At 68.1% G+C, this 12,801-nt stretch carries 8 protein-coding genes and 1 tRNA gene; 1 reads left to right on the top strand and 8 read right to left on the bottom strand.

Features of this window, described 5'->3' with window-relative positions:
• The first annotated feature begins 3 nt into the window (after positions 1-3).
• Positions 4-1,161: an LLM class flavin-dependent oxidoreductase gene (locus tag LZK98_RS06640; protein ID WP_233785615.1), complete on the top strand. Its 1,158-nt coding sequence runs from the start codon at positions 4-6 to the stop codon at positions 1,159-1,161.
• 210 nt (positions 1,162-1,371) lie between these two features.
• Here the strand turns inward: LZK98_RS06640 and LZK98_RS06645 are convergent, their stop codons facing one another.
• From LZK98_RS06645 to aroA, 8 genes are all read right to left on the bottom strand, one after another.
• Complete coding sequence (locus LZK98_RS06645) at positions 1,372-3,762, bottom strand: TonB-dependent receptor (protein WP_233785616.1); 2,391 nt, start codon at positions 3,760-3,762, stop codon at positions 1,372-1,374.
• 245 nt (positions 3,763-4,007) lie between these two features.
• On the bottom strand, positions 4,008-5,093 hold the full coding sequence (locus tag LZK98_RS06650) for a pyridoxal phosphate-dependent aminotransferase (RefSeq protein ID WP_233785617.1): 1,086 nt from the start codon (positions 5,091-5,093) through the stop codon (positions 4,008-4,010).
• Entirely contained in the window at positions 5,093-7,762 is a 2,670-nt protein-coding gene (locus tag LZK98_RS06655) for a TonB-dependent receptor plug domain-containing protein (RefSeq protein ID WP_233785618.1), read from the bottom strand. The genes LZK98_RS06650 and LZK98_RS06655 overlap by 1 nt, the downstream gene beginning before the upstream one ends.
• 306 nt (positions 7,763-8,068) lie before the next feature.
• A tRNA-Leu gene (locus tag LZK98_RS06660) sits at positions 8,069-8,155 on the bottom strand.
• 249 nt (positions 8,156-8,404) lie between these two features.
• Entirely contained in the window at positions 8,405-8,686 is a 282-nt protein-coding gene (locus LZK98_RS06665; RefSeq protein WP_233785619.1) for an integration host factor subunit beta, read from the bottom strand.
• A 131-nt stretch (positions 8,687-8,817) separates the two neighbouring features.
• On the bottom strand, positions 8,818-10,530 hold the full coding sequence (rpsA, locus tag LZK98_RS06670) for a 30S ribosomal protein S1 (RefSeq protein ID WP_233785620.1): 1,713 nt from the start codon (positions 10,528-10,530) through the stop codon (positions 8,818-8,820).
• 190 nt (positions 10,531-10,720) lie between these two features.
• Positions 10,721-11,371: a (d)CMP kinase gene (gene cmk / locus LZK98_RS06675; protein ID WP_233785621.1), complete on the bottom strand. Its 651-nt coding sequence runs from the start codon at positions 11,369-11,371 to the stop codon at positions 10,721-10,723.
• Positions 11,368-12,702 carry a 3-phosphoshikimate 1-carboxyvinyltransferase gene (gene aroA / locus LZK98_RS06680; protein ID WP_233785622.1) on the bottom strand — a complete coding sequence of 445 codons (1,335 nt, stop codon included), beginning with the start codon at positions 12,700-12,702 and terminating at the stop codon, positions 11,368-11,370. Before aroA ends, cmk begins: the two co-directional genes overlap by 4 nt.
• Positions 12,703-12,801 lie beyond the last annotated feature (99 nt).

Below are 12,801 nucleotides of genomic sequence, written 5' to 3' on the forward strand. Positions count from 1 at the left end.
CCCATGACGATCGATTTCTACTGGCGACTGCCCACCCACGGCTGCCACGGCAGCATCCGCCACGGCACCTATGATCGCGGCGACTGGTCGCCGCTTGGCCCGCACAACATCGCTCCGGGGCTCGACCGTGACGGCGAGGACGACGGCTTCCGCTACATCGACCATCTCGCCGAGATCGCCAAGGCGGCCGAGAGCGCGGGTTTCATCGGCGGGCTGATCCCGTCCTTTCCCAACACCGACGATCCCTGGGTGATCTCGCCGCTGCTCGCGCGCGAGACCCGGAGCTTCCGCTTCATGATCGCCTTCCAGCCCGGCTTCCTCAATCCGGTACACGCCGCACGCATGTCGGCAAGCCTGCAGCGGGCGACGGGCGGGCGTACCGTCTTCAACATCATCACCGGCGGCGGCGGCCCGGCCCAGCTCTGGTGGGGCGACAGCTTCAGCCACGACGACCGCTATGGCCGCACCACCGAGTTCCTCGACGTGTTCAAGGGCGTGTGGAAGGGGCAGGGCTTCTCCTACCAGGGCCGCTTCTACCAGGTCGAGGATGGCGGGCTCTCGCCGCTGCTGGCGCTGGAGGAATTGCCGGAAATCTGGTTCTCGGGCTCGTCGGACGCGGCGCTGCAGTCGGCGGCGAAGCACGCGGATTACTATCTCTCCTGGCTCGAGCCGTTCGACCAGCTGGCCGACAAGTTCGCGCGGGTGAAGGAGCGGACCGCGGCGCTCGGCGGCGAGCAGAAATGCGCGGTCCGCGTCGATCTCGTCGCCCGGCCGACCGAGGAGGAGGCCTGGCGCGACATCCGCATCGGCTTCGAGAACGTCGGCGACGAGCGCCGCCGAGCCAGCCGCGGCGGTCCGACCGATTCGGTGGGGGCCGCGCGGCAGCAGGCGCTCAGGCCGAGCGAGGCGCAACGCTACGAGGATTTGATCGTCGCGCCGAACCTGTGGGGCGGGTTCAACCTGCTGCGCGGCGGCCCGGCGCTCGGCATCGTCGGCAGCTACGAGCAGTGCGCGGCGAAGCTCGACGAGCTGATCGCCCGCGGCACCGACGCCTTCATCCTCGCCGGAACGCCGCATCTGGAGGAGGCCTACCGCGTCGGCGAGGAAGTGCTTCCCCTGCTCGGCGGCCAGGCGGAGGCGCTGCTGCAGGCGGCGGAGTGACCCGCGGCGCTTGAACCGTCGTCCGGCTTTTGCCGGGACGACGGTTAATTTGAGCTGGATCGCGCCCTAGAGTTTGATCCATCTGAAGAGTTTGATCCATCTGACTTGAAGCTGCTGTTCCCCGGCGAAGGCCGGGGCCCAGTTGCGAGCGGTTCGAGACTGGGCCCCGGCCTTCGCCGGGGAACAGATTCAGATTGGCCGAATCCGACCCTAGAACCGCACGATCACCGACGCGCCATAGGTGCGCGGATCGCCCCAGTAGACGGCGTCGCCGGTGATCCCTTGCACGGGATTGGCCTGTGGCAGCGCGTGGTTGCGATAGTCGGCGTCGAGCAGGTTGTTGACATAGGCCGAGACGGTGTAGCGCTCGTCCGGCGACGTATAGGTGATCCGCGCGTTGGCGATCGTGTAGCCGGGCTGGGTCAGCAGGTAGCGGTTCACCGTATCCTGCGGCGTGATGTAGTAATATTGCAGCGAGGTATAGCGCGCGTCGGCGGCGAACTCGAGATCGCCGCTTCCGCCCAGCGGCACCGTGTAGCTGGCGCTGCCGTTGAGCGTGAGCTTGGGCGCGCGCACGAACCGGGCGCCCGACAGGTCGGCGCCGCCGTTCACCACCTGCAGCTCGTCATATTTGGTGTCGAGGATACCGACCGCGCCGCTCAGCTTCAGCCGGTCGACCGGCGTCGCCTCCAGCTCGATTTCGGCGCCGTTGACGTGCGCCTTCTTCGCGTTCTGTAGGTAGGAGACGGTCGCGCCGCCCACCGCGCCGGGGTTCGGGCCTACGACGTTGATCTGTACGTCATCATAATCATAATGGAACAGCGTCGCATTGAAGGTGAGGCGCTTGCCGAACCACTGCGACTTGTAGCCGAGCTCGAACGAATTGAGCTTCTCCGGTTCGACCGCGAGCAGCGCGGCCGGCAAGGTCGCCGCGGTGTTGAACCCGCCCGATTTCACGCCATGCGCGAACTTGAAGTAGAGCAGATTGTCGTCGTCGACCTTCCACGCCGGCGTCACGTCGTAGGTGAAGGCGTCCCAGGTCTTCCTGAGATCGCCGGAGAAGGTGCCAGCACCGCCGAAGCCGCCGGTGTAGCTGTCCCACCAGCGCGCATAGTTGCTCCAGCCGGTCGCTGCCGCGCTGGGCGAGGCGAGGCGGTCGAGGTCGAGCGTCTTGGTCTCCCGCGTCCAGCGCGCGCCGAGCGTCAGCTTGAGCGCGTCGGTGAAGGCGAAGGTCGTGCTGCCGAACGCGGCGCCGCTTTCCGCGCGATGGTCATAGGCGGTCCAGCTATAGGCCGCCGGCGCCGTGCTGCCCGGCTCGGCCGGCACCGATCCGGCGGGCAATGTCGCCGAATAGGCATCGGAGACGATCTTCTCGTTGAAATAATAGGCGCCGAGAATCCAGCTCAGCCGGTCCGACTGGGGCGAGGCGAGGCGCAGCTCCTGGGTCCACTGGCTGCTGCGCGCGCGGGTATAGGAACGGGAAATCTCGAGCGGCGTATAGTCGTTGTCGCCCGGCCCGCGGGTCTTGAACCGCTCATAGCCGGTGATCGCGGTGAGCGTCAGGCCGTCGCCGATCGTCCAGTCGAGATGCAGCGAACCGCCGAGCTGGTTGCTGCGGCTGTATTCGCCCGCGTTGGTGCTGATCTCGTCCTTGTCCGTGGACGGGGCATAGCCGTTCCGCACCACGCCGCTGGTAAGGTAGCTGGCCGTGGTCCAATAGGTGCCGTCGGTGCGATAGTCGCGGTAATGGACGCTCAGCAGCGCCTCGAAGTCCTTGGCCGGCGCGAACAGCAGCTGCCCGCGGAAGACATTGTCGACGACGTGGTTCGACTTCTCGCCAGTGAAGAGATTGGTGAAGCGGCCATCGCGGTCGTCGAGGTGGAAGGAGAGGCGCGTCGCGAGCACGTCGGGCACGAGCGCGACGCCGACGCCGCCCTCGGCAATCTTGTTGTCGTAGCTGCCGTAGTCGAGCTTGACGTAGTTGTCGTCGCTGCCGCCGGTGAGGGACGGGCGTTTCGAGATCACGTTGATCGCGCCGCCGGTGGTGTTCTTGCCCCACAGCGTGCCCTGTGGGCCGCGCAGCACCTCGACCCGCTCGATGTCGAACAGCGGCAGGCCGGTGGCGCTCGCATTGCTGATGTAGACGTCGTCGAGGTAGAAGCCGACCGGGTTGGCGAGGTCGAGCTGCTGCTGCCCGGCGCCGACGCCGCGGATCCACCAGCGCGGGCGTCCGTGCTGTTGCGTGCCGGCGGAGGCGTTGGGCACGAGGTTCAGCACCTCGCTCGCCGAGCGGCCGATCCCGCCGACGCTGAACGTGTCGCTGCCGAGCGCGGTCACGGCGGTCGGCACGTCCTGCAGCCGCTGCTCGCGCCGCTGTGCGGTCACCACGATGTCGCCGCTGGCGGCCGCGCGGGCCTCCTCGCCTTCGCTGCCTTCCGCCGGCCTTGTTTTCAGCGGATCATCGTTGGCGGTGTCCGCGGGAGAAGGGCGGTCGGCCGGAAGCGACACGGCAAAGGCCGGAGTCGCCATCGCGAGCACGAACGCGAGCGCACTCGTCTGGGCCAGGGCGACGGACGCGGTTCGGGTCGGTAGCTGTGACAAGTCGGAAATCCCCCGATCGACTGGCGGCGAGATGCGCGCCGTGTTCGTCGACGGGATCGCAAGTGACGTGCCAGACGGCCGGCGATGCCGATTTACGGCCGTTCCACCCCGAAACCGGGCGGGCGATGACGGCCACGCACACCGATGCTGATGCGATCGCAGCATCTGCGGTCACCGGCTTGCTGCTTCTGCAACAGTGTTCGCCTCGGGAAAGCGCGTCGCCGGATACGGGCCACAGAGGGATGCTAGGCCGGCATCTGGCGAAGCACCGCCGCGACGCGATCATTCTCGCTCCGCTGGCCGATGGTGATCCGGATCCAGCCGTCGAGCGGCGGAAAAGCGCGCGCGATCTCGATGCCCGCGGCGGTGAAGGCGGTACGATAGCGCTGCGGATCGGGCGGAGCGAAGAAGACGAAATTGGCGCGGCTGTCGCTGTGACGCAGGCCTCGCTCGTCGAGGATCGCGGTCAGGCGCTGCCGCTCGGAGACGACCGCCGCCCGGACCGAGGCGACATGCCGTTGATCGGCCAGCGCGGCGGCGGCCGCTGCCAGGGCAGGGCGGCTCAGCGAATGCGGCGCGCCGATGCCGGTCTTGCGCAGCCCGTCGGCCAGCGACGCCGGTGCCAGCGCATAGCCGATCGGCAGACCGGCGAGCCCGTAGATCTTGGCCAGCGTGCGGAACACCAGCACGTTGCGTCCCTCGCGCACATGGCGGACGGCGCTACGCGCGGCGAAGTCGTCATATTCGAGGTAGGCCTCGTCGACGACCACCAGCGTCCGTGCCGCCGCATCGGCGATGAACCGGTGGAGCGCAGCGGCATCTCCGACGGCGCCTGATGGATTGTGCGGATTGACCAGCGACACCGCCAATGTCCGGGCACCGATTGCCCGCGCCAGCGCCGGCAGGTCGTTCTCGAGCCTGTCGTCGAGCGGCACCGGCACGGCGACACCGCCCAGCGGCGCGGCGGAATCGACGAGCTCGGTATAGCCCGGCGCGGAATAGACGATCCCGCCGCCCTGACGTTGACGCGCCAGATAGGCGCCGAGCGGCGCCAGCACTTCGCCGACCACCACCTGCTCGGGGGCGACACCCTCCAGTGTTGCGATTTGTCGGGCGAGCGTATCGACCTCAGCCTGGTCGACGTAGCGCTCGATCCCGGTCGTGGCGCGGGCGATCGCCGGTGCGACCTGAGGCGAAGGTCCGTATGCGTTTTCGTTGAGCGACAGGCGTATCCGCTCGCCACCGGCTGGCCGTGCCGCCGCCGGGGCAGCGGTGAGGACGGCGGCGCTCATCGCCAGCCATTCGCGGCGGTTGAGAAGGGGCATGTCCATCAGAAGCGCACTCCGGCCCGGACATAATAGAAGGCGCCGCTGAAGCCGAACGGCGAGAACTCGCTGTAGGGGAAGGCGCCGAACGTGTCGGCGCCGGTCAGCGCCGGGGTCGAGCGGATGTTCTCGGTCGGATAGACGTTGAACAGGTTGTTGGCGCCGACGGTGACCGCGAGGTGCGGGTTCACCTGTCCGGTGAAGCTGAAGTCCGTCACCCATTTCGCCTTGAGCCGCTGGATCACGTCGACGTTGCCGGCCGCGCCGGATTCGGTGGGCACGGTGCGGTAGGGTGTCGAGCCCGCGGCGATCAGCGCGAGGTTCGCCACCGACTGGTTGGTGAGCGCAACCTGCTCGACTTCGCCGTAGCGAGTCGCGCGCACGTCGAAGGTGATCGCGCCGAGCCGGAGATTGGCGCCGAGCGCGACCTTGTTCTGTGGCTGGCCATATTGGACGCGCGTGCGCTCGTTGATGTCGAACAGCGGCGTGGTGATGCCGAGGGCGGTGATCTCAAGCGGCGTCGCGGCGATCCGGCGGATGCGCGTCTCGTTGTGATTGTAGGCGGCGCTGAGCCTGAGGTCGGCCGAATCCCCCAGACGCGCCCGATAGGCGACGGTGACGTCGACACCCTGGGTGCGCGTATCGACGGCATTGGTGAAATAGCGCACGCTGGTGACGCCCGGGATGCCGATGCTGGCGAGATAGTCGCGCAGCCGCCGGCTGCCGGGCGCATCGACATAGTTGGACGAGAGCACGATGCGGTCGTCGATGTCGATGTGGTAATAGTCGACCGATGCGGTGAGCTCGCCGCCGGCATAGGTGAGGCCGCCGCCCCAGTTGGTCGACTTCTCCGGCCGCAGCGGCTCGGCGCCGAGTGCCTGCGCCAATGCCGAACCGACCGGGGCGGTGCGGACCAGCACGAATTCCGGGAAGCCGGTCGAATTGTTGACGATGGTGCGGCTGCTGGTCGAGCTGAAATACTGCTGCGCCAGCGCCGGTGCGTGGAAGCCGGTGCCGACCGACCCGCGCAGCGCGAACCCGGCGGGCAACACGATCCGTGTCGAGGCCTGGCCGTTCCAGGTGTCGCCGAAGTCGCTGTAATCCTCATAGCGGCCCGACAGGTCGATCTCCCACCCGCGCACCAGCTCGGTGCCGAGCTCGGCGAACAGGCCGATCGCGTGGCGGTGAACGTCGACGACGTCGCCCGGCTGGATGCCGGCGAAGCCCTGCGATCCGATGGTGGGCACCGCGCCGGCATTGGGGCCGTCGAGTACGCGCTCCGGTCCATAGGCATAGCTCGCCGGCTCGCCCGCGCCGATCTTGTAGTCGTCGCGGCGATACTCGGCGCCGACGGCGAAGCTGAGCGGTGCCGCGAGTCCGACCTCGAACGCCCTGGAGAGCGTGAGGTCGCTCGTCCATTGCGAGTTCTCGTACTTGCCGTTGTAGAAGCGCGTCGGGCTGGCGGTGCCGAGCGTCGCGTTGAGCGTGTTCTCGGTACGGTATTCGATGCTGTTGCCGCCGTAGACCGTCGACAGGTCCCATTTCCACCCGGCGACCTCGCCGCGCAGGCCAAGCGCTGCCGAATAGTCGGTGCTGCGCGTGTTGACGAACGGCAGGAACCCGTCGGGATAGATGGCGCGGACGTTCTCGTCCTGGCCGGGCCGGCGGAACGAGGCGTTGGAATGCGCCTTGCTCACGCGATAGCCGCCGAAGCCGTAAAGCTCGACGGCGCCAAGCGGCTTCTCGAGATTGACGATCACCGAGGCGTCCTTGAGGTCGCCCTCGTCGGCGAAGCGCCAGACGTTGCGGTCGACGCTCGCCTCGCGCGGGTCGAGCCGGGTACCGGCAACGCCGCCGGGCGGATTGAGGCCGATGCCGGCGCCGTAGCGCGCGGAAAGCGGCTGAGGCGTACCTGTCGGCGAGGTGCCGAGATAGAATTGGCGCGTGTCCGGCCGCGCCCGGTTCGCCGCCTCGTGGTCGCGGTAATAGCCGGTCACGTTGACGAATCCATCGTCGCCGAGCTTGAGCCCTCCGCCCAGCGAGAATTCATAAGTGTCGCCCCCGCCGTCATAGGTCGACCCGGCGCTCGCCGTCGCATGCAGCGCGGTATCCTCGCGCAGCAGGATGTTGATGACGCCGGCGATCGCGTCGGAGCCATATTGCGAGGAGGCGCCGTCGCGCAGAATCTCGATCCGGCCGATCCCGGCGGCGGGAATCTGGTTGAGATCGGTCGGCACCGCGCCCTTGCCGATGGTGCCGCCGGTGTTGACCCAGGCCGCGGTATGCAGCCGCTTGCCGTTGACCAGCACCAACGTCTCGTCGGGCGAGAGGCCGCGCAATGACGCGGAATGGATGTGGGTGTTACCGTCGGGCGTGGTCGGCGTCGCAAAGGCGAAGGACGGCGCGAGCTGGCGCAGCACTTCCGTCGTCTCCTGATAGCCGGAGGCGCGCAGATCGTCGCCGCGCAGTAGGTCGATCGGCACCGGCGACGTCGTCACGGTGCGCTCGCCGAGCCGGGTTCCGGTGACGACGATCTCTCCGTCACGGCTATCGTCCGGCGCCGTTTCCGCCGATTGCTGCGATCGATCGGTCGGTGAGCCCGGCGCCGACTGCTGCGCCAGCGCCGGCGCGGCGCCGAGCAGGGTGCCGGCCAGGAGCAGGAATTTCATCGCCATGTCTGTTCCCCTTCAGATCAACGGGACAGACGCGCCGGTTTGCTTTCGTGGACGCGCGGTTCCGACCCGGTTCGAACTTTCGACGAGGCTCGACACCGGGTGTCCGCCCGCCACACCGATCTCCTGCCATGGGCAGCAGGCCGGTAGGGCAGCCATATTCCTAGTTTTTAAGTATGAATTAGAAGAAATGCTTCGGCGGTAGCAAGCTGGGCTGAAGGGATATCGGAATCGCGCTTACGTCGGCGCGGACGTGGGTTGGGCTGTCACGCGTTCAGCGAACCAAATAAAAGTCGACTATCATAACTATGGTGCGGACGGCGGGACTCGAACCCGCACTCCGTGACCGGAAAGGGATTTTAAGTCCCGTGCGTCTACCAATTTCGCCACGTCCGCGCATAGCTTCGACCGGAGCGCGTGGCGGCGCCCGCGTCAACCCGCCGATCACTATTTGATATTCCGACCCCGCCTTCCCGATCGTCATGCCGGACTTGTTCCGGCATCCACTTCTCCACGAAGACTGACGGTGAGGTCCCAGCCCGAACCTTGAAATCGACGCCTTGCTGCGCGGTGGACCCCGGAACAAGTCCGGGGTGACGAATGGCGGGTCAGGTTCTCTGCAATCCGCCCTAGCTCGAATCCGCCTCACTCCATGTTGAGGCGCGCGCGCATTTCCTTGCCCGGCTTGAAATAGGGCACCCGCTTGGCGTCGACGCTCACCGTCTCGCCGGTGCGGGGGTTGCGGCCGGTGCGGGCGTCGCGCGCACGGGTCGAGAAGGCGCCGAAGCCGCGCAGCTCGACGCGGCCGTCGGCGACGAGGCGATCGACGATCTGATCGAAGAAAACGTCAACGATCTTCTCGATGTCGCGCACCGACAGGTCGGCGTGATCGCGGGCGAGGAGCTGGACGAGTTCGGATCGGATCATTCTACCCCCCGGGGCAGCGGCGACACGCGCCGCATTTAGCCTATCCTACGCGAAACGCACGGCTTTTATCAACCGTCGCGGCTCACGCGCTGTACCGGGGCGACACGGATGCGCCTCCCCGGCCAGACCCCTTACTTGGTTTCGCTGTTGCGAGCCTTCAATGCCTCGCCGAGGATGTCGCCGAGCGACGCACCCGAATCCGACGAACCATACTGGGCCACCGCCTGCTTCTCCTCGGCGATCTGCATCGCCTTGACCGAGAAGGTCGGCTTCTTCGAGCGATCGAAACCGGTGACCATCGCGTCGAACTTCTGCCCGACCTGGAACCGCTCCGGGCGCTGCTCGTCGCGGTCGCGGCCGAGGTCGGTGCGCTTGATGAAGCCGGTCGCGCCGTCGTCGCCGACCTGGACCTCGAGGCCCGCGTCACGCACCTCGAGCACCGTCACGGTGACGATCTCGTTCTTGTTGACGCGCGCACCGCCGGCGGCCGCCGGGCTCGGCACGCCGCCGCGCTCGAGCTGCTTCATGCCGAGGCTGATGCGCTCCTTGTCCGGCTCGACCGCGAGCACGACCGCCTGCACGGTCTCGCCCTTGCGGTGCAGGTTGAGCGCGTCCTCGCCCGAGATGCCCCAGGCGATGTCGGACATGTGGACCATGCCGTCGACGTCGCCGTCCAGGCCGATGAACAGGCCGAACTCGGTCGCGTTCTTGACCTCGCCCTCGACGGTCGAGCCGACCGGGTGCGCGGCGGCGAACGCCTCCCACGGGTTCTGCTGCGCCTGCTTGAGGCCCAGGCTGATGCGGCGCTTCTCCTCGTCGACCTCGAGCACGACCACTTCCACCTCCTGCGAGGTCGAGACGATCTTGCCCGGATGGACGTTCTTCTTGGTCCAGCTCATCTCGGAGACGTGGACCAGGCCCTCGATGCCGGGCTCCAGCTCGACGAACGCGCCGTACTCGGTGATGTTGGTCACGCGGCCCGACAGCTTGGCGCCGACCGGATACTTCTGCGCCGCGCCGTCCCACGGATCGCTCTCCAGCTGCTTCATGCCGAGGCTGATGCGCTGCGTGTCGCGATTGATGCGGATGATCTGGACGCGGACGGTGTCACCGATGTTGAGCACTTCGCTCGGGTGATTGACGCGCTTGTAGCTGAGGTCGGTGACGTGGAGCAGGCCGTCGATGCCGCCCAGGTCCACGAACGCGCCGTAGTCGGTGATGTTCTTGACGACGCCGTCGATCACCTGACCCTCGTGCAGGCTCTGGATCAGGCCCGAACGCTGCTCGGCGCGGGTCTCTTCCAGCACCGCGCGGCGCGACACGACGATGTTGCCGCGCTTGCGGTCCATCTTGAGGATCTGGAACGGCTGCGGGATGTCCATCAGCGGGGTGACGTCGCGCACTGGGCGGATGTCGACCTGGCTGCCGGGGAGGAAGGCCACCGCGCCGTTGAGGTCGACGGTGAAGCCGCCCTTGACGCGGCCGAAGATCACGCCGTCGACGCGGTTGCCCTGGGCGAACTCGGCCTCCAGCTTGTCCCACGCGGCCTCGCGGCGGGCGCGGTCGCGGCTCAGCATCGCCTCGCCATTGGCGTTCTCGACGCGGTCGACGAACACCTCGACCTCGTCGCCGACCTTCAGCTCGGCCTTCTGGCCGGGGGCGGCGAACTCGCGGAGCGGCACGCGGCCCTCCGACTTCAGGCCGACGTCGATGATGGCCATGTCGTTCTCGATACCGGTGACGGTACCGATGACCACGCGGCCCTCGAAGCCGTCGGCCTGGCCGAGCGTCTGGTCGAGCAGCGCGGCGAAATCGTCGCGGGTGGGATTGGCGGCAGTTGCCATAAGAAACAGGGTCCTATTCGTTCACGTTTCCGGCCAGCCGGTTGTCTCCGGCGGTCTTTGGGCCGATTCGCCGCGGCGGCCGGATGCCGGTCGCGGCGTCCACCGGGGCGGTTCACACCCGAGCGAGGAAGTCAGGACAAATGCGCAAATGGCGCGGCCAGCGCGACCGGATGCCCGGTCCGCTCCGCGCCTATGCGGGGGATCGGGGCGTCGCCGCCCGTTGCCCCGTCCGTGCCTCCACGAGCGCGATCGCCCGCTGGACGGCGGCGTCTATAGAGAGAAAGCTGGTGTCGAGCAAGACGGCGTCGTCGGCGGGCTTGAGCGGCGCCTGGCTGCGCGTGCTGTCGCGCTCGTCGCGGGCGCGGATGTCGGCGAGTACCTTGTCGAGGCTGACGAAGCTGCCGCGCGCGAGCAGCTCCGCGTGGCGGCGGCGGGCGCGGATCATCGGCGTCGCCTTGACGAACAGCTTCACCTCGGCTTCCGGCGCGATCACCGTGCCGATGTCGCGCCCGTCGAGCACCGCGCCGCCGGGCTGCTGGGCGAAACGCCGCTGCCGCTGGAGGAGGGCGGCCCGCACCAGCGGGTGGACCGAGACGATCGAGGCGACCTTGCCGATCCGGTCGTCCTTCAGCCGCTCCTCGGCGAGCAGTGCCTCGTCGAAATCGGTCGAGGCGACGGCATCCGCCTCCTTCTCGGGATCGAGCTCGTTGTCGAGCACGGTCGCCGCCACCGCGCGATAGAGCAGGCCGGTGTCGAGGTGGGGCAGGCGGAAATGACGTGCGAGCGCGCGCGCGATCGTCCCCTTGCCCGAGGCCGCAGGCCCGTCGACGGCGATGATCATTGGTCGAGCCACCGCGGATCGGCGCCGAGCTTCGTGGCGGTGGCGACGAAATCGGGATAGCTGGTGGCGATCGGGCTCGCGTCGTCGATCTCGATCGGCCGCGCCGACGCCATGCCCGCCACGCTCATGCTCATCGCGATGCGATGGTCGAGCTGCGAGGCGATGCGGGCGCCGCCGGGGATCGGCTCGCCGCCGGTGCCCTCGATCGTCATGCCGTCGGGAAGCTCGGCGACGCGGGCGCCGTTGGCGGCGAGCGCTTCCGCCATCGCCGTGACGCGATCCGATTCCTTGACGCGCAGCTCCTCGGCGCCGCGCGCGACCGTCGTGCCCTCGGCGAAGGCCGCCGCCACGAACAGCACCGGATATTCGTCGATCATGCTCGGCGCGAGCTCGGGCGGCACCTCGATGCCCTTGAGCCCGACATGGCGCACGCGCAGGTCCGCGACCGGCTCGCCGCCGACGATGCGCGCGTCCTGCTCGGTAATGTCGGCACCCATCAGCCTGAGCGCGGTCAGCAATCCCGCCCGGGTCGGATTGAGCCCGACGTTGCGGATGACGATGTCGCTCCCCGGCACGATCGACGCCGCGACCATCCAGAAGGCGGCAGAGGAGGGGTCGCCCGGCACGACGATGTCCTGGGGCCTCAGCTCCGCCTCGCCGGTGATGGAGATCACGCCGTCCTCGACGGTCAGCTCGGCGCCGAACCCGCGCAGCATCCGCTCGCTGTGGTCGCGCGTCGGCACGCGCTCGATCACCCGCGTGATCCCCGGCGCGTTGAGCCCGGCGAGCAGCACCGCCGACTTCACCTGCGCGGAGGCGACCGGCAGCTCGTATTCGATCGGCACCGCCGGGCAGATCCCGTGCACCATCAGCGGCAGGCGGTCGCCCGGGCTCGCGGTGAAGTCTGCGCCCATCTGCGACAGCGGCGCGATCACCCGCCCCATCGGCCGCTTCGACAGCGACGCGTCGCCGATGAAGGTGGTGGTGATCGGATGGCTCGCGACCAGCCCCATCAGCAGCCGCGTCGACGTGCCCGAATTGCCCATGTCGAGCGCATTGGCCGGCTGCAGCAGCCCGCCGACCCCGACGCCGTGGACGCGCCACACGCCGTCGTCGTCGCGCTCGATCGTCGCGCCCATCGCTCGCATCGCGGCGGCGGTGGCGAGCACGTCCTCGCCCTCCAGCAGCCCTTCGATTCGCGTCTCGCCGACCGCGAGGCTGCCCAGCATCAGCGAGCGGTGGCTGATCGACTTGTCGCCGGGAACGGTCACCGTTCCACGGAGCGGACCAGAGGCGGAAATCGAAAGCGGACGGGGAAGGGAGCCGTGCATCGGCCGCGGCTTTTGACAGCGCGCTTGCGCTCTGGCAAGGCGCGCCCCAACTTCGTGGGTGATACCCCGAAATCCCCTTTTTTGTGAGTGAGGCGAAAG

Origin of the sequence: Sphingomonas cannabina (assembly GCF_021391395.1) — a bacterium.
In the GTDB taxonomy this organism is placed as follows: Bacteria; Pseudomonadota; Alphaproteobacteria; order Sphingomonadales; family Sphingomonadaceae; genus Sphingomonas; species Sphingomonas cannabina.